General features: G+C 64.9%; 15 protein-coding genes. 12 read left to right on the top strand and 3 right to left on the bottom strand.

Annotated features, from left to right (window positions below; all coding sequences use genetic code 11):
• Position 1: 1 nt before the first annotated feature.
• Both NCR98_RS27495 and NCR98_RS27490 read right to left on the bottom strand, forming a co-directional pair.
• Positions 2 to 1,411 carry an HdeD family acid-resistance protein gene (locus tag NCR98_RS27495; RefSeq protein ID WP_244830110.1) on the bottom strand — a complete coding sequence of 470 codons (1,410 nt, stop codon included), beginning with the start codon at positions 1,409 to 1,411 and terminating at the stop codon, positions 2 to 4.
• 113 nt (positions 1,412 to 1,524) lie between these two features.
• Positions 1,525 to 2,397: a GNAT family N-acetyltransferase gene (locus tag NCR98_RS27490; protein ID WP_250527925.1), complete on the bottom strand. Its 873-nt coding sequence runs from the start codon at positions 2,395 to 2,397 to the stop codon at positions 1,525 to 1,527.
• Between the two features lie 237 nt (positions 2,398 to 2,634).
• On the opposite strand from NCR98_RS27490, the gene NCR98_RS27485 reads away from it, so the two are divergent.
• The 12 genes from NCR98_RS27485 (at position 2,635) to NCR98_RS27435 (ending at position 15,132) form a co-directional block, all read left to right on the top strand.
• Positions 2,635 to 4,113 (top strand): aldehyde dehydrogenase family protein, encoded by a 1,479-nt coding sequence (locus NCR98_RS27485; RefSeq protein ID WP_250527924.1) that lies wholly within the window; start codon positions 2,635 to 2,637, stop codon positions 4,111 to 4,113.
• A gap of 70 nt (positions 4,114 to 4,183) precedes the next feature.
• Entirely contained in the window at positions 4,184 to 4,315 is a 132-nt protein-coding gene (locus tag NCR98_RS33405; RefSeq protein ID WP_255784709.1) for a hypothetical protein, read from the top strand.
• Complete coding sequence (locus NCR98_RS27480; RefSeq protein ID WP_250468443.1) at positions 4,312 to 4,980, top strand: haloacid dehalogenase type II; 669 nt, start codon at positions 4,312 to 4,314, stop codon at positions 4,978 to 4,980. Before NCR98_RS33405 ends, NCR98_RS27480 begins: the two co-directional genes overlap by 4 nt.
• A 22-nt stretch (positions 4,981 to 5,002) precedes the next feature.
• Positions 5,003 to 6,277 carry an NAD(P)/FAD-dependent oxidoreductase gene (locus NCR98_RS27475; RefSeq protein WP_250527923.1) on the top strand — a complete coding sequence of 425 codons (1,275 nt, stop codon included), beginning with the start codon at positions 5,003 to 5,005 and terminating at the stop codon, positions 6,275 to 6,277.
• Between the two features lie 86 nt (positions 6,278 to 6,363).
• Complete coding sequence (locus tag NCR98_RS27470) at positions 6,364 to 7,980, top strand: ABC transporter substrate-binding protein (RefSeq protein WP_244830115.1); 1,617 nt, start codon at positions 6,364 to 6,366, stop codon at positions 7,978 to 7,980.
• A 75-nt stretch (positions 7,981 to 8,055) separates the two neighbouring features.
• Positions 8,056 to 9,012, top strand: coding sequence for an ABC transporter permease (locus NCR98_RS27465; protein ID WP_250527922.1), 957 nt, complete (start codon positions 8,056 to 8,058; stop codon positions 9,010 to 9,012).
• A complete protein-coding gene (locus NCR98_RS27460; protein ID WP_250527921.1) occupies positions 9,009 to 9,953 on the top strand; it encodes an ABC transporter permease in 945 nt (314 codons plus the stop codon). The genes NCR98_RS27465 and NCR98_RS27460 overlap by 4 nt, the downstream gene beginning before the upstream one ends.
• Complete coding sequence (locus NCR98_RS27455) at positions 9,950 to 11,797, top strand: ABC transporter ATP-binding protein (RefSeq protein ID WP_250527920.1); 1,848 nt, start codon at positions 9,950 to 9,952, stop codon at positions 11,795 to 11,797. Before NCR98_RS27460 ends, NCR98_RS27455 begins: the two co-directional genes overlap by 4 nt.
• Positions 11,794 to 12,114, top strand: a complete 321-nt coding sequence (locus tag NCR98_RS27450; RefSeq protein WP_244830119.1) for a (2Fe-2S)-binding protein — start codon at positions 11,794 to 11,796, stop codon at positions 12,112 to 12,114. The genes NCR98_RS27455 and NCR98_RS27450 overlap by 4 nt, the downstream gene beginning before the upstream one ends.
• Entirely contained in the window at positions 12,093 to 13,511 is a 1,419-nt protein-coding gene (locus NCR98_RS27445; RefSeq protein ID WP_250527919.1) for an NAD(P)/FAD-dependent oxidoreductase, read from the top strand. Before NCR98_RS27450 ends, NCR98_RS27445 begins: the two co-directional genes overlap by 22 nt.
• The gene (locus tag NCR98_RS27440; protein ID WP_244830121.1) at positions 13,508 to 14,677 is read left to right on the top strand and encodes an NAD(P)/FAD-dependent oxidoreductase; all 1,170 of its coding nucleotides are present in this window, start codon (positions 13,508 to 13,510) and stop codon (positions 14,675 to 14,677) included. The genes NCR98_RS27445 and NCR98_RS27440 overlap by 4 nt, the downstream gene beginning before the upstream one ends.
• Positions 14,674 to 15,132, top strand: coding sequence for a helix-turn-helix domain-containing protein (locus NCR98_RS27435; RefSeq protein ID WP_250527918.1), 459 nt, complete (start codon positions 14,674 to 14,676; stop codon positions 15,130 to 15,132). Before NCR98_RS27440 ends, NCR98_RS27435 begins: the two co-directional genes overlap by 4 nt.
• Here the strand turns inward: NCR98_RS27435 and NCR98_RS27430 are convergent.
• Positions 15,046 to 16,017 carry a LysR family transcriptional regulator gene (locus NCR98_RS27430; protein WP_250494137.1) on the bottom strand — a complete coding sequence of 324 codons (972 nt, stop codon included), beginning with the start codon at positions 16,015 to 16,017 and terminating at the stop codon, positions 15,046 to 15,048. The genes NCR98_RS27435 and NCR98_RS27430 overlap by 87 nt on opposite strands.
• Between the last annotated feature and the right edge of the window lie 84 nt (positions 16,018 to 16,101).

The raw sequence follows: 16,101 nt of genomic DNA, 5'->3' as shown, positions 1-16,101 counted from the left end.
TTCAGCCCGGTTCCTTCACTTGCCCGGCTTGCGCGGCGGCGTCTTGCGCCGCCTCTTCTTCCGCACGCCAGCGCTGACGCGATCGATACATCGTCGCCAGCGCAATGCGCGCCATCTTCACCCAGCCCGAACGGCGCGGATCGGCCAACATGCTGAGCGCGCGCGCGTAGTCGAGCGTCAGGCCCGGCGTCCACGCCATGGTCGCCGCGCGCTTGCGCACTTGCGCCGCCACCCATAGCTCGGGCGTCGTCATGATGCGCACGAGCGGATTCCACCCGCCGCGCTTGCCCCACACACGCGCCGATGCGCCTTCGATGGCCGCTTCGAGCGCGCGTGCCACGGTGCTCGAACAGTTGCGATACGTGAGGTTGTAGGTCGTATCGCGCTGATATTCCTGCCAGAAGCGCGCGAGCCTTTCAGGATCGTAATTGCGGATGCGTACCTGTTGCGTCGACGGGCACCATGCTTTCGATTCGGTCGCGTAGTCGGGTTGAAACATGCCGGGCACATCGTTATCGCGGGTCGCACGCAAGAGGCGCGAGAACTCGTCCGGCGAGCGGTCTATCTCCACCGCCGGATACAGGCTGATATACACGCCCTCGGGCGTTTCGAGCGCGGCATGGCCGGTCGAGATGGTGCCGTTGCGGTCGACGGCGGCAATGTACCGGTCGATGATCAACTGCCTGCGCGGCTGCATCTTCGCGGTGCCGACCGGCGTCCATACATGCACGGTCAAGGCGGCTTCGTCGGGTCCGGGAGGGCCGTCCCAGACGACGCCCGCGACCGGCGTGCGTGCCGCCTGCACGGACGCCTGCGATGCAGCTGCGGCGGCCGCGGCGTCATCGGCTGCGGGGTTGCGCGCGAGACGCCGCACGCGCGAGGCGAGCAGCAGCATGTTCCATCCACCGAAGAAAAGGCCAAACGCCACGCAATAAGCCACCGTGCCCGCGTAGTAATCCGGATACGGCTGGTAGAAGAAAATGGCGATGGCGATCTCGAACACGCCGCCTGCCATCGCGAGCTTCCAGCGGCGATAGCGGACCACGCGCGCGGAGACGATCTGCAACGCGCCATCCACGAGAAAGAGCGTGCCGAAGATGAGCGACAGCACGAAGTTGCCGCGCTCGCCGCCGATCAGCACGAGCAGCGCCGACAAAGAGAACGCCGCGCTCTTCACATAGCGCAGCGTGCGTTGCCCGCCCATGCCGGTCCACGCAACCGCAAGCGTGGCGAGTCCTTCGAGCAGCAAGGCGAGCGCGAACGGGATGATGGGAAAGTACAGCGAGCCGTCGAGGGCATCGACGAAAATGACTCCGCCCAGCGCGATGCTCAGAAAGCCGAGCACCATGACTTCGCGCCAGCGCGTGCGCAGATAGTCCACGCCGAGAAGAATCATCACGAGACGAACCATGTCGAAGCTCCGTCGAACTGTTCGGTGCGTGGAGTGCGTCCATTCGCAAACGACGCGGCCACTCACTATATAAAGCATCGGACGGGGAAGCGGCAAGCTCGCGATGACAAGCCCTAACCTAACGCCTGACTGGCGATGGCGTATTCCATCGATGTGGCATCGACGGGCAAGGGACCATTGCGCACCACGCGCTCGATGCTGTCGACATGCGGCAAGCCGAGGCCTTCGAGCCATGTCGAAAGTCCGAGCCTCGCGGGGGTATCGACACGTACGAACATACCTGCATGCAGCGCGAGCCAATAACTGATGAGCGCTTTCGCGCGGCTTTCATTCGGCGAGTCGGGCGCGACCACCGGGCCGATCACATGACCGTCGCCGAAGCGCCGGAACAATGCGAAGCCGAGCAACTCGCCGTCGCGATCGAGCGCGATACCGCTTGCGACATCCAGCAATTGCGGCAGCACGGCGCTGCGATCCAGCCCGCTTGCACGCGAGGCGAGATCGACCAGACGCGGCGTGTCGTTCGCGCCGATGGGCCGCAGCCGCTCGCCCGGCGGCAGCGAAACGAGCGGCGGCTGAAACGCCGCGCCCTGATGCTGATGGATGGTGCCGGTCTTCTCGAAGCCGAGCGTTTCGCATAGCGCGAGCCCGGAACCGATCGCATGCATGACGACCGTGCGCGCGCCGAGTTCCCGTATGTGCCGCTCGATCAGCTCACGGCCGATGCCGAGTTGCTGATGCTCCGGCGACACGATGAACATGCCGATGGACGCGGCCTCCACACCGAACTTCCACGCGAGCGCCGTACCGACCACCGCGCCGGAAGCGTCGACGGCGGCGATGCCGCTGCTGGTCCGCGCGGCAAATCGCCAGTCGTCCGGGCGATGCCGCCACCGGACGGCGCTCGACAACGCGTGTCCTGCCGCGATGTCGTCGGGCGTGAAAGCGCGATATCGAATCGCCTCGTGCTGATTAGAGTCGGGCACGCCGGCCTCCTGGTTCTGAGCGTTCTGTAGACGGTTATCGCGACTGTGACACCGCACAACGCGCATGACTAGGACGATCTTCCTATCAAGCGTTGCGCTTTTGATGCAATGCAAAACCACGGGTTACGCGTGCAAGAACGCGCCCGATATGCCGATTGCGCAATTTTGTCAGCGAATTATGCCGGGCCTTCGGACCTAAGATTTCATACGACATCAACGCATACAAGGCCCAAGCACATGGACCGTTTCGATCCCGCCGTCATTGCCGTGCCGCGCGGCCACTTCATCGGTGGCGAGTTCGTCGATGCAGGCACCACGCGCATCGACGTCACGCGGCCTTCGGATGGCGTCGTGTACGCATCCATTCCAGTCGCCGATGCGGCCATGATCGACCACGCCGTGCAGAACGCCTACACCGCGTGGCGCACGAGCGGTTGGGCAAGCTGCGCGCCGCGCGAGCGGGCCCGCGTGCTGCGCCGTTTCGCGGATCTCGTTGCCGCCGACGCCGCCACGCTCGCGCCGCTCGAAGCGCTCGGCTCCACGCGTCCCGTGCGCGATGCATTCAACTGGGACGTGCCGTTCACCGCCGAAGGCATCCGCTTCTACGCGGAACTCGCCGACAAGATCGGCGGTGAGGTCGCGGCGACGGATCATCGGCATCTCGGCATGACCATGACCGAGCCGTATGGCGTGATCGGCGCCATCGCACCGTGGAATTTTCCGCTGGTGATGGCGTCGTGGAAGATCGCACCGGCGCTCGCGGCCGGTAACGCGGTGGTCCTCAAGCCTTCGGAGATGACGCCGTTTTCGGTGCTGCGTCTCGCCCGGCTCGCGCTCGAAGCAGGCGTGCCGCCGGGCATCTTCAATGTCGTTCAGGGCGATGGCCGCACGACCGGCGACGCGCTCGTGCGTCATCCGCGCATCGCCAAGGTGACGTTCACGGGTTCGACACGCACGGGCGCCGCGATCATGGCCGCCTGCGCCGAGACCGGCACCAAGCCCGTGACGCTGGAATTGGGCGGCAAGAGTCCGCAGATCGTCTTCGCGGATGCCCCGCGTATCGATGAAGTCGCGCGGCGTATCGCCGGTGCGATCGCCGGCAACGCGGGCCAGGTATGCGTCGCGGGATCGCGGCTCCTGGTCGAGCGTTCGATCGCGGATGAACTCGCCGATCGCATTGCACATGTATTCGGCGAACTGCATGCCGGACCGACCTGGGCCGCCGACACCACCTTGCCGCCGATCATCTCCGAGCCGCAAGCCGCGCGTATCGAAGCGATCGTACAACGCAGCGTCGCGAGCGGCGCCGCGCTGCGCTGCGGCGGAGAACGCCCGCATGCCGCGACGCCCGGACCGTTCTATGCGCCGACGCTTCTGACCGGCGTGACACAGGAAACGGAAGCCGTGCGCCACGAAATCTTCGGCCCGGTGCTGACCTTGCAGGCCTTCGACAGCGAAGAGGAAGCGCTCGCACTCGCCGCTCACCCCGACTATGGCCTCGCCGCCGGCGTGCACACGGCAGACCTCGGCCGCGCGCTGCGCATGGTGCGCGGCATCGAGGCGGGCACGGTGTGGGTCAACCGCTACGGCCGCACCAGCGACTTCGTGATTCCCACCGGCGGCTACAAGGGTTCGGGCATCGGCAAGGACCTCGGGCGGCAAGCCTTCGAAGCCAATTTGCGCATCAAGAGCGTGCTGATCGACATCGGTCAATGAACGATCGATCGTGCGTCGGAAACGCGCCGCATAAGCTGCTGCGGACATGCCTCGAAACGAGTTGTTTTGCATGGTCGAAGCACCCGCATTCAACGACATCAGTATTTTTGCCCTGATTAAATTTTCTTCAGGAAATGCGTTTTTCCTGGCCCTCGCCCCTGAACCCTGCGCGGTTCATTACCCGATAGGACTGACACCATGATCGATTTCGAGCCTAAGTACATCACCTTCGACTGCTACGGCACGCTGACGAAGTTCCGCATGGCCGATATGGCCCGCGAGATGTACGGCGACCGTCTGAAGGGCGCCGAGCTTGAAAAGTTCGTCGCATTCTTTTCCGGATACCGCCGCGACGAAGTGCTCGGCGCGTGGAAGCCGTATCGCGATGTCATCGTCAATGCCGTGCGCCGTGCGTGCCAGCGCATGAACGTCGAGTTCAACGAAGCCGAAGCCGAAAAGTACTACCTCGCCGTGCCGAGCTGGGGCCCGCATCCGGACGTCCCGGAAGGTCTGTCGCGTCTCGCTTCGAAGTACAAGCTCGTGATTCTCTCCAACGCATCGAATGACCAGATTCAAAGCAACGTCGACAAGCTCGGCGCGCCGTTCCATCGCGTGTTCACGGCACAGCAGGCGCAGTCGTACAAGCCGCGCATGCAAGGCTTCGAGTACATGTTCGACCAGCTCGACTGCAACCCCGAAGACGTGCTGCACGTGTCGTCGAGCCTGCGCTACGACCTGATGACCGCGCACGACATGGGCGTGAAGCACAAGGCGTTCGTCAAGCGCGGCCACGAGCCGAGCACGCCGTACTACGAGTACTACGAAGTCGACACCATCGGCGATCTCGCCACCGAGCTCGGCCTGTAATCGTCATCCTCCGGACCCGCCGATGAAACTCGACTCCTACTGGCTCGATACCGCACCCGCCTTCACGGCGGCGCAGGAAGGCCCGGCCGATGGCCGGGTCGATGTGGCGGTGATCGGCGGCGGCTTCACCGGTCTGTCGGCGGCGCTGGCGCTTGCCAAACGCGGCGCGAGCGTCGCCGTGTTCGATGCGGGGAAAATGGGCGGCGGCGCTTCCGGGCGCAACGGCGGCCAGTGCAACACCGGCGTGGCGCAGGACTATGCGGCGTTGCGCTCGCAACTGGGCGTCGAGCGTGCGCAGGGCTGTTATCGCGCGTATGCTGCCGCCGTCGATACCGTCGAGCGTTTGATTCGCGAGGAAGGTATCGATTGCGATTATGTTTCGACGGGTAAGCTGAAGCTCGCGTCGAAGACGCATCATCTCGCGCACATCGAACGGACCGCCGAACTCATTCGCCGCGAAGTCGATCCCGATATCGACGTGCTGACTCGCGAACAGGTTCGCGGCGAAGTGCAGTCGGACAGTTTTCATGGCGGCTTGCTGCAACGTCATGGTGGCCAGATGCATATGGGCAAGTTCGCGGCGGGTCTTGCGAACGCCGCCGTGCGGCAAGGCGCGAAGCTTTTCGAACATGCGGAAGTGCGCGGCATCACGAAGGAAGACGGCGGGTTTCGAATCGATACGGCGCGCGGCGCGGTGAGCGCGAAGCAAGTGTTGATCGCGACCGGTCCTTCCAAGCACGGTCCGTTTTCATGGTACAGACGCAGGCTCGCGCCGGTGGGCTCGTTCATCATCGTGACCGCGCCGCTGCCGGCGGAAGAGCTCGCGCGCATCTTGCCCAAGCGCCGCTCCTACACCACGAGCCGCCTCATGCATAACTATTTTCGCGTGACGCCGGATGCGCGTTTGCTGTTCGGCGGACGCGCGCGCTTCACGGCATCCGAAAGACCTTCGGATGCGAAGAGCGGCCGCATCCTGCAGGACAACCTCGCGCAGATGTTCCCGAGTCTCGCGAGCGTGGGCATCGACTATTGCTGGGGCGGTCTCGTCGATATCACCGCGGACCGTCTGCCGCGCGCCGGGCAGCACGACGGCATCTACTTTTCGATGGGCTACAGCGGCCACGGCACGCAGATGTCCACGCACATGGGCCAGGTCATGGCCGACGTGATGAACGGCAAGGCCGACGCCAATCCGTGGCGCGATTTCGACTGGCCCGCCATTCCGGGTCACACGGGCAAGCCGTGGTTCCTGCCGTTGGTCGGTGCGTACTACTCGATCAAAGACGTTTTCTATTGAAGCATCGAAGCATCGAAGCAAATACAGCCAGCCGGAAACAACCGAGCCGGCGATTCATTCAGCCCCAATCTCACGCGGAGAAGTTCATGAGCATCGATCAATCGCCTGATGCAGTCGACCATGCCGGTATCCGGCTCGACGAACTGACGAAAAAAGGCGCGTCGCGCCGTAGCGTGCTGCGCGCGCTGACCGCGGGCGGCTTGCTGTCCGTCACCGGCACGGGCCTGCTCTCCGTGAGCGGCGCCGCGTTCGCGCAGGAAAAGCCGAAGCAGGGCGGACGGATTCGCGTGGCGACGCAATCGTCTTCGTCCGCCGATACGCTCGACCCCGCCAAGGGCGCGCTCGGCACCGACTACGTGCGCGGCTTCATGATCTACAACGGCCTGACCGAACTGGATTCGCATCTCGGCGCGCAGATGTCGCTGGCTGAATCGCTCGAAACGAAAGACGCGACCGTGTGGGTCGTGAAGCTCAGAAGCGGCGTGCAGTTTCACGACGGCAAGTCGCTCGCGCCGCAGGACGTGATCTATTCGCTGATGCGTCACAAGGATGCAGCGGTCGGCTCGAAGGCCAAGACCATTGCCGACCAGTTCAAGGACGTGAAGGCCACCGGCCCGAACGAAGTGACCATCACGCTCGCCGGCGCGAACGCCGACCTGCCCGTGATTCTCGCGGATTCGCACTTCCTCATCATCAAGGACGGCACCACCGACTTCAAGACGGCGATCGGCACGGGTCCGTTCAAGGTCAAGGAATTCACGCCAGGCGTGCGTACGGTCGGCGTGCGCAACGAGAAGTACTGGAAGCCGGGCCTGCCGCATCTGGACGAAGTGGAGCTGATCGGTATCGCCGATGAATCCGCGCGCGTCAACGCGCTTCTGTCCGGCGACGTGCAACTGATCAACGCGGTGAGCGCGCGCTCGACGGACCGCATCAAGGGCACGCAAGGCTTCAACGTGCTGGAAACGAAGACGGGTCAATACACCGACCTGATCGTGCGCGACGACGGCGGCATCACGGGCACGAGCGATTTCCGGCGCGGCATGATGCACTTGATGGATCGCGACCAGATTCGCCAGACCGTGTTTCGCGGCTATGGCGCAATCGGCAACGACCAGCCGATCGATCCGACCAACAAGTACTACATGGCCGGTCTGCCGCAACGCAAGTTCGATCCGGACAAGGCCAAGTTCTACTTCCAGAAGGCGAAGCTCGGCAGCGCGCCGGTGCAACTGTACGCATCGCCGGCGGCTGAGGGTTCGGTCGAAATGGCCGTGCTCTTGCAACAGGTCGCGCCGCAAGCGGGCCTGAATCTGCAAGTGGTGCGCGTGCCCGCCGACGGCTATTGGTCGAATCACTGGATGAAGCATCCGCTCGGCTACGGCAACATCAACGCACGCCCGAGCGCGGATGTGCTCTTCACGCAGTTCTTCAAGTCCGATGCACCGTGGAACGAAGCCAACTGGAAAAACCCGCAGTTCGACCAGATGCTGGTGGCCGCGCGCGGCGAGCCGGACGACGCCAAGCGCAAGAAGATCTACGGCGACATGCAGCAGCTCGTGCACGAGGACGGCGGCATCGGCATTCCGATGTTCCAGAGTTCCCTCGATGCCCACACCGCGAAGCTCAAGGGCCTCGGCTCGATTCCGCTCGCCGGTCTCGGCGGCTTCATGTTCGCGGAAAAGGTCTGGCTCACGGCGTAAAGCACGCTGCGTCTCAAGCGACATCGCGCGCCCTCAACGGACGGCGCGCGAACCTCAAACCGGAGGCGATATCCGATGAAAGTTCATGCGCAACGACTCGTCGCCACGCGCATCGGCCTCGCGTTGCTGACCTTGCTGATCGTCTCGGCGGTGGTGTTCGGCATCACGGGTCTCTTGCCCGGCGATGCCGCACAGCAGGCGCTCGGCCAGGCGGCCACGCCCGAGCAGGTCACGGCCCTGCGTCACGAGTACGGGCTCGATCAGCCCGCGCTGCAACGCTACGTGCAATGGCTCGCGCACGTGGTCTCGGGCAACTTCGGCACGTCGCTGTCGAACAATCTCCCGGTGAGTCAGCTGATCGCCTCGCGTCTGCCGAATTCGCTCGTGCTGGCCGGTTTGACCGCGCTGGTTTCGGTGCCGGTGGCGCTCTTCATCGGCATCGTATCGGCCATGTTTCGCGGCTCGCTGCTCGACCGCGCGCTCAACGTGCTGACGCTTTCGACCGTGGCCGTGCCCGAGTTTCTCGTCGCGACCATCGCCGTCCTGATCTTCGCGGTGAAGCTGCGCTGGCTGCCAGCGCTCTCGTATCTCTCGGATGTGTCGTCGTTCGGCGCGCTCTTGCGGGTCTACGCGATGCCGGTGATGACGCTCTGCTGCGTGATCGTCGCGCAAATGGCGCGCATGACGCGCGCGGCGGTGCTGGATCAGCTCAACGCGTCTTACGTGGAGATGGCGCGTCTAAAGGGCGCATCGCCGATGCGCGTGGTGTTGCGGCACGTCTTGCCCAATACCATCGGGCCGATTGCGAACGCGGTGGCGCTGAGTCTCTCGTATCTCTTCGGCGGCGTGGTGATCGTCGAATCGATTTTCAACTATCCCGGTCTTGCAAGCCTCATGGTCGATGCCGTCACCAACCGCGACATGCCGCTCGTGCAGGGCTGCGTCATGGTGTTCTGCGCGGCGTATCTCGCGCTCGTGCTGATTGCCGACCTGGCCCAGATCGTATCCAACCCGAGGCTGCGTCAACGATGAATCGTCCCTCGACACCTCACGTGCCACACGCCTCGCAGGTCATGTACGAGCCGGAGCCCGGAATACCGGACGTGGCCGAAGCGCCGGTCGTCGTGCAGAAGCGCGGCCCGTTGCGACGTCTCGCCGGACGCTTCTCGGTGCTCGGCTTGATCGGTCTTTTCATCGTCGTCTTCTGGCTCGCGATCGCGTTCCTGGCTCCGCTCGTCGCGCCGTACAAAGGCGGCGCGATGACTTCCATCGACATCTTCGGCAGCTATAGCGCGGCGCACTGGCTCGGCACCGATTATCTCGGCCGCGACATGCTCTCCCGCGTGCTGTACGGCACGCAGTACACGGTGGGCCTCGCGCTCGCGGCGACGCTGCTCGCGAGTTTCATCGGCACGTTCTTCGGTCTGATCGCGGCTGTGTCCGGCCGCTGGGTCGATGAAATCCTGAGCCGCTTCTTCGATGCGCTCATCTCCATTCCGAGCAAGGTGCTCGCGCTGGTGGTGATCGCCGCGTTCGGCTCGTCGATTCCCATGCTAACGATGGTCGCCGCGCTCGCCTACATTCCCGGCGCGTTCCGCATTTCGCGCTCGCTCGCGGTCAACATCATGACGCTCGAATACGTGCAGGTGGCAAGAGCGCGCGGCGAGAAGCTGTTCTATATCGCTCGCGTCGAAGTGCTGCCGAACATGATCCACCCGATGCTCGCCGACTTCGGTCTGCGCTTCGTGTTCATCGTGTTGCTGCTGTCGGGCCTGAGCTTTCTCGGCCTCGGTGTCCAGCCGCCGAACGCGGACTGGGGTTCGCTCGTGCGCGAGAACATCGGCGGTCTCGCGGAAGGCGCGCCGGCCGTGCTCATGCCGGCGGTCGCCATCGCCACGCTGACGGTCGGCGTGAATCTGCTCATCGACAGCCTGCGCCGCCACGGTGCGCGCGGCAACGGAGGCGCGCAATGACCACCAACATGATCGAAGTGAAAGGCCTGCGCGTGGTCGCGGGCGCGGCGCCGGACCCGGTCGTCGAGATCGTGAAAGGCGTGGACTTCGTCGTGAAGAAGGGCGAAGTGCTCGCGCTGATCGGCGAGTCGGGTTCGGGCAAGACGACGATTGCGCTGGCGCTGCTCGGCCATGCGCGCACCGGCTGCGCGATTGCGGGCGGTTCCGTCAAGATTGGCGACACCGAAGTGCTCGAGCTGAGTGAAAAGGGCCGTCGCGCGCTGCGCTCGCGCACGGTGGCTTATGTGGCGCAGAGCGCGTCGGCGGGATTCAATCCGGCACGCACGATCATGGATCAGGTGACCGAGCCCGCGTTGCTGCACAAACTCATGTCCGCCGCGGCGGCGCGCGAGAAGGCGGTCGCGTTGTTCCGCGCGCTCGCGTTGCCGAATCCGGAAAGCATTGGCGACCGGTATCCGCATCAGGTCTCGGGCGGGCAGTTGCAGCGGTTGATGGCCGCGATGGCGCTGATCACCGATCCCGCCGTCGTCGTGTTCGACGAACCGACCACCGCGCTCGATGTGACCACGCAGATCGAAGTCCTCGCCGCATTCAAGCGCGTGGTGCGCGAACTCGGCACGACGGCGGTGTACGTATCGCACGACCTGGCCGTGGTGGCGCAGATGGCGGACCGCATCGTCGTGCTGAACGGCGGACGCGTGCGCGAGAACGGCGCGACCGCGCAAGTGCTCGACGCTCCCGCCGACGATTACACGCGCCAGTTGCTCGGCGCGGTGCGCCGTCCCAATGCGCTGCTCGCCGAACTCTCGCCGTTCACCAGTCAGGGTGAAAAGCCGTTGCTGGAAATTCGCCGCCTGAGCGCGGGTTATGGCCGTGTCGATGCGAACGGCGTGCCCGCCGTGCGCGTGCTCGACGACGTGAGCCTGAAGATCGCGCGTGGCAGCACGCTCGGTGTGATCGGCGAATCGGGATCGGGCAAGACGACGCTTGCACGCGTGGTCGCGGGTCTTGTGGACCGGGCGCGCGGCGACGTGCTGCTCGACGGCAAGCCGCTGCCGGCCAAGCTCTCCGAACGTACGCTCGAACAATACCGGCGCGTGCAGATCGTGTTCCAGAACGCCGATACCGCGCTCAACCCGAGCCGTACCATCGCCGATATTCTCGCGCGGCCGATGAACTTCTATCACGGCCTGCGCGGTGCGGCGGCACGAAAGCGCATGCTGGAACTGCTCGATCTGGTGAAGCTGCCCGCAGCGATTGCGAAGCGCCAGCCGGGCGGTTTGTCGGGCGGACAGAAGCAGCGCGTGAATCTGGCGCGCGCGCTCGCCGCCGACCCCGCGCTCATTCTCTGCGACGAAGTCACGTCCGCGCTCGATACGGTGGTCGGCGCGGCCATTCTCGATCTGCTCGCGGAATTGCGCCGCGAACTCGGCGTCTCGCTCATGTTCATCAGCCACGACATCTCGACGGTGCGGGCCATCTGCGACGAAGTCATCGTGCTGTATGCGGGCCAGTGTGTCGAAGCGGGCCAGCGCGAGTCGCTTTTGCATCCGCCGTATCACCCGTACACGGGTCTGCTCGTCGATTCGGTGCCTGCGCTGCAACCGGGCTGGCTCGACGAGCGGCGCGCATCGACGCTGACTGCCTTGCCCGTGCTCGGCTCGGATAGCGACGTGGATGCGTTGTGCAGCTTCCGTGCGCGTTGCACGGTGCGCATCGACGGCAAGTGCAACGTGACACCGCCATCGGTCAAGACCTTGCCTTCGGGCGCCGCCATTCTGTGCCACCGCTCGGCCGACGACCTCACGCGCATGCAGACACAAGACAACGCGGTGGCTGCATGAACGCACGTTTCGTGAGAGTGGCGGAGACGGGGCGCAAAACGGTGACCATCGTTATCGACGGCAGCATCGCACAGGCCAAGGAAGGCGACACGCTGATGGTCGCGCTGCTGACGGCGCAAGACACCTTGCGCGATTCCGAGTTCGGCGATGGCCGCCGCGCCGGTTTCTGCCTGATGGGCGCGTGCCAGGATTGCTGGGTTTGGACCGCGAGCGGCGAACGCCTGCGCGCCTGCACGACGCCGGTTGAAGAAGGCATGTCGATCGTCACACGCATCGGTCAGACGAAGGAGGGTGTATGGCCGCGCGCGAGCGTTTGAAGGTCGTGGTCATCGGCGGCGGACCGGCGGGCGTGCGCGCAGCCGAAGCGCTCGTGCGCGCGGGCTTGCGTCCGACCGTGGTCGATGAAGGACGGCGCGACGGCGGGCAGATTTATCGGCGGCAGCCCGAGGGGTTTTCGCGCTCGTATGAAACGCTTTATGGCAGCGAAGCCGCCCGCGCTCAGTCGCTGCATCGCACGTTCGACGGCTTGCGCGCGCAGATCGACTATCTGCCCGAGACGCTCGTGTGGAACATCGAACCGAACGTGGTGCATATCGTCAGCGGCACGCGCTATCGCAAGCTCGACTTCGACGCGCTCATCGTGTGCAGCGGCGCCACCGACCGCCTCATGCCGGTGCCGGGCTGGCATCACGCAGGCACGTATAGCCTCGGCGGCGCGCAGGTCGCGCTGAAGTCGCAAGGCTGTGCAATCGGCGCGCGCACGGTGCTGATGGGCACGGGACCGCTGCTCTATCTTGTCGCCGCGCAATATGTCAAAGCAGGCGCGACGGTCGGTGCGGTGCTGGACACCTCGACGCTTGCACAACGCATTCGCGCGTTGCCGCAACTGCTCGCCATGCCATCGACGCTCGTCAAGGGCATCGGCTTGATGCGCGTATTGCGTCGCGCGGGCGTGGCGGTGCATCGCGGCATCACGCCGGTTGGCATCGGCGGGACGGCCGAACATGGCGTCACCGGCGTGCGCGTTGAAACGGCGAACGGCGCGCAACTCGATATTGCCTGCGATGCCGTCGCGCTCGGCTATCACCTCCGTCCCGAAACGCAGCTCGCCGATCTCGCGGGCTGCGAATTCGTCTTCGATCAGGCCGCCCGGCAATGGCTTGCTCGCATCGACGGCGATGGCCGCAGCAGCGTGCCCGGCGTCTATCTCGCGGGTGACGGCGCACGCGTGCGCGGCGCGGACGCCGCCGAGCGCTCCGGGCAACTCGCGGCGCTCGCCGCCTTGCACGATGCGGGGCTCGCGCCCGACAACGCGCGCGTCACGCAATTACGCGCCGAACTTGCGCGCTTCACGCGATTCGCCGCCGGCCTGCGGGCCGCTTTCCCGTGGCCCGCGCGCTTCGCTGCCGCGCTTCCGGACGAGGCGATCGTCTGCCGCTGTGAAGCCATCACCGCGGGCGAATTGCGTCGCGTGGTACGCGAAATGGGCGCGCGGGAAGCGAATCGCGCGAAGGCGTTTTCCCGCGTCGGCATGGGCCGCTGTCAGGGCCGATATTGCGCGCACGCGGGCGCGGAAGTCATCGCCGCCGAGGCGCGCGTGCCGCTCGAAGCGGTCGGACGTCTGCGCGGACAAGCGCCTGTCAAGCCGCTGCCGATGGCCGTGACGCCGCAGGACGAAGTGCATCGAGGAATCGAAAAGGAGCTGAGCGAATGAACGAGCGCGCCGATGTGATCGTGATCGGCGGCGGTATCGTCGGCACGACGACCGCATTTTTTTTGCGCCGCCGTAAGCGTTCCGTGATCGTGCTCGAACGCGGTCTCACCGGGCAGCAGGCAAGCGGCGTGAACTTCGGCGGCGTGCGTCGCCAGGGCCGCGCGCTTTCGCAACTGGCCATGTCCAATCGCGCCTTGCAGACCTGGAAACGCTCGCGGGAACTGCTCGGCGAAGATGTCGAATTCCTGCCTTCGGGCCATACGCGCGTCTGCTATCACGCGCACGACGCCGAGTATTTTCAGCGCTATGCCGATGAAGCGCGCGCCCACGGCCTCGATCTCGAAGTGCTCGAAGGCCGGGCGATGTTCGAGCGCTTCCCCTTCCTCGGCCGCGAAGTCCTTGCCGCATCCGTTTCGCCGCTCGATGGCCACGCCAATCCGCGACTCGCCGCGCCTGCGTTCGGGCGTGCGGCGGCGCGGCTCGGAGCGCGCATCGTCGAGAACACGGAAGTGGTGCGTATCGAGAAAGAAGCGGGCGGCTTCCGCGTGGAAAGCGCGGCGGGCGACATCTATCGCGCCGAACAAGTGCTGGTATGCGCGGGCGCGTGGGCCAATACCTTGTCGACGCAACTCGGCGAGCCTGTGCCGCTCGTCGCGCGCGGCCCGCAAATGGCTGTGACCGAACCCGTGCCGTATGTCTTCCAGCATTCGATGGGCGTCTACACGACGGTCAAGGCCGAGAGCGTGTACTTCCGCCAGATTCCGCGCGGCAATCTCGTGCTCGGCGGCGGCCCGCCCGGTCCCGCCGATATCGCCACGCGCCGCGCGGGCGTGCTGCCGGAAAACACCGTCGCGCAGATGGCGCAGTTTCGCCGCATGGTGCCAGCGCTCGGGCCCTTGCATGTGATTCGCGTCTGGAGCGGCGTCGAAAGCTATCTGCCGGATTCGGAACCGGTGATCGGCCCGAGTACGAAAGCCGATGGCCTCTTCTATGCGTTCGGTTTCAGCGGCTCGGGGTTTCAGATCGGGCCGGGCGTGGGCGAAACGCTCGCGGAACTGCTCGATACCGGCGCCACACCCATTCCTCTCGATTCGTTCTCCATTCAACGATTCCAGCGCGGCGCATCGGCACACGCGGAATCGGCCACGTCAGAGACTTCTTCATGAACCACGAGAGCCACGCGAACATCAAGCCCGCCGTGCTCGGCAACGCGCTCGCCTATATCGAAGCGAATTTCGACAAGACCGTGAGTCTTGCGCAGCTCGCCGATGTTTCGGCGTTGTCGGTGTCGCGCTTTGCGACCGTGTTTCGCGAGCAGATCGGGCTTTCGCCCTACAAGTATCTGTGCCGCGTGCGGGTGCGGCGTGCGCAGAGTCTGTTGCTCGCGGGCATGCCGGGATCGGTGGTGGCGACGGAAGTCGGCTTTTTCGATCAAAGCCATCTCGCGCGGCATTTCAAGCGCTTGTGCGGCATGACGCCGAGTACGTTCATCGAGCACGCACGCGAGCACGCACGCGACCATGCGGACACGCGTTCAGCCAAGCTCGATGCCGGTTGCCTTAAGGGCATCGCGAAGACCGAGCCGCGGATACTTGCTCTCGACGACGCGCATGTCGCCTAGCGTCTCCGCGATGAGCCAGTCGCGCACGTCGGCGACGATAGGCCGCAACGGCCGGTTCGGCGGCGTGACGAGGCAGCAGCGCCGGCTCGTCACGATGAGTTCCTGTTCCGCCGGTACGAGCGCGCCTTGCGCGAGCCAGTGAGACGCCACGTTGAGCCAGCCGAGCGCCATGCCTTGCCCGAGCAACGCGGCCTGCACGACGATGGCGTAGTCGTTGAAACTGAGCATGCCGGCGACATGCCGCTCTTGGTCGGCGAACGCATGAAAGCGCTCATGCCAGCCGCGTTCGCCGTCGTCCATGACGATCACCGTATCGCCATGCGCGCGGCCCGCTTCGGTACACGCGGTTTCGTGGTATCGCTCGTTCGATACCGGCAGCAGCGCTTCGGGCATGACCAGCACGGCGTTTTCGTCGATCTCTTCATCGTGAAGGAAGCGCATGCCGAGATCGACATCGACGAGCGGCCCGCCAATGCGCCCCGAAATCAGTTGAAAGCGCAGGTCCACCGAAGGAAACGCCTGATTGAGCCGGCTCATGCGCGGCATCAGCCAGTGCGTGGTGAAGGCGGTGGAAACCGACAGCGTGACCGACTCCACGCCGGTGGCGCGTGCCTCGATTTCGCGGATGGCGCTTTCTATGCCATTGAAGCCTTCCGATATCTTGCGATACAGAATGCGCCCGCTTTCCGTCAGTTCAATGCCGCCGCGCACGCGCTCGAAAAGCCGCACGCCGATATGGTCTTCCATGCGCGCGAGCATGCGGCTGACCGCAGGCTGACTCACGTAAAGTTCTTGCGCGGCACGCGTGAAATTACCGCAGCGCGCGGCCGCTTCGAAGACGAAGAGCGCGTTGGCGCTGGGCAGTTTCTTGCGAAGGTTTGGCATGACCTGATGTTATGCCCGATCCAACAATTTTGGAATTGCCGTCAAAAACATCGCGCCGTATATTTTTCTTAATCCTCAAGCCCG

Origin of the sequence: Caballeronia sp. GAWG2-1 (assembly GCF_023631405.1) — a bacterium.
Lineage (GTDB): Bacteria > Pseudomonadota > Gammaproteobacteria > Burkholderiales > Burkholderiaceae > Caballeronia.
This window is presented reverse-complemented; position numbering and strand designations above follow the sequence as displayed.

Bases quoted from the DNA above. Each gene is read 5' to 3' on its own strand.
- NCR98_RS27495 (WP_244830110.1), bottom strand. From the start codon at position 1,411: ATGGTTCGTCTCGTGATGATTCTTCTCGGCGTGGACTATCTGCGCACG.
- NCR98_RS27485 (WP_250527924.1), top strand. From the start codon at position 2,635: ATGGACCGTTTCGATCCCGCCGTCATTGCCGTGCCGCGCGGCCACTTC.
- NCR98_RS33405 (WP_255784709.1), top strand. From the start codon at position 4,184: ATGGTCGAAGCACCCGCATTCAACGACATCAGTATTTTTGCCCTGATT.
- NCR98_RS27480 (WP_250468443.1), top strand. From the start codon at position 4,312: ATGATCGATTTCGAGCCTAAGTACATCACCTTCGACTGCTACGGCACG.
- NCR98_RS27475 (WP_250527923.1), top strand. From the start codon at position 5,003: ATGAAACTCGACTCCTACTGGCTCGATACCGCACCCGCCTTCACGGCG.
- NCR98_RS27470 (WP_244830115.1), top strand. From the start codon at position 6,364: ATGAGCATCGATCAATCGCCTGATGCAGTCGACCATGCCGGTATCCGG.
- NCR98_RS27465 (WP_250527922.1), top strand. From the start codon at position 8,056: ATGAAAGTTCATGCGCAACGACTCGTCGCCACGCGCATCGGCCTCGCG.
- NCR98_RS27460 (WP_250527921.1), top strand. From the start codon at position 9,009: ATGAATCGTCCCTCGACACCTCACGTGCCACACGCCTCGCAGGTCATG.
- NCR98_RS27455 (WP_250527920.1), top strand. From the start codon at position 9,950: ATGACCACCAACATGATCGAAGTGAAAGGCCTGCGCGTGGTCGCGGGC.
- NCR98_RS27450 (WP_244830119.1), top strand. From the start codon at position 11,794: ATGAACGCACGTTTCGTGAGAGTGGCGGAGACGGGGCGCAAAACGGTG.
- NCR98_RS27445 (WP_250527919.1), top strand. From the start codon at position 12,093: ATGGCCGCGCGCGAGCGTTTGAAGGTCGTGGTCATCGGCGGCGGACCG.
- NCR98_RS27440 (WP_244830121.1), top strand. From the start codon at position 13,508: ATGAACGAGCGCGCCGATGTGATCGTGATCGGCGGCGGTATCGTCGGC.
- NCR98_RS27435 (WP_250527918.1), top strand. From the start codon at position 14,674: ATGAACCACGAGAGCCACGCGAACATCAAGCCCGCCGTGCTCGGCAAC.
- NCR98_RS27430 (WP_250494137.1), bottom strand. From the start codon at position 16,017: ATGCCAAACCTTCGCAAGAAACTGCCCAGCGCCAACGCGCTCTTCGTC.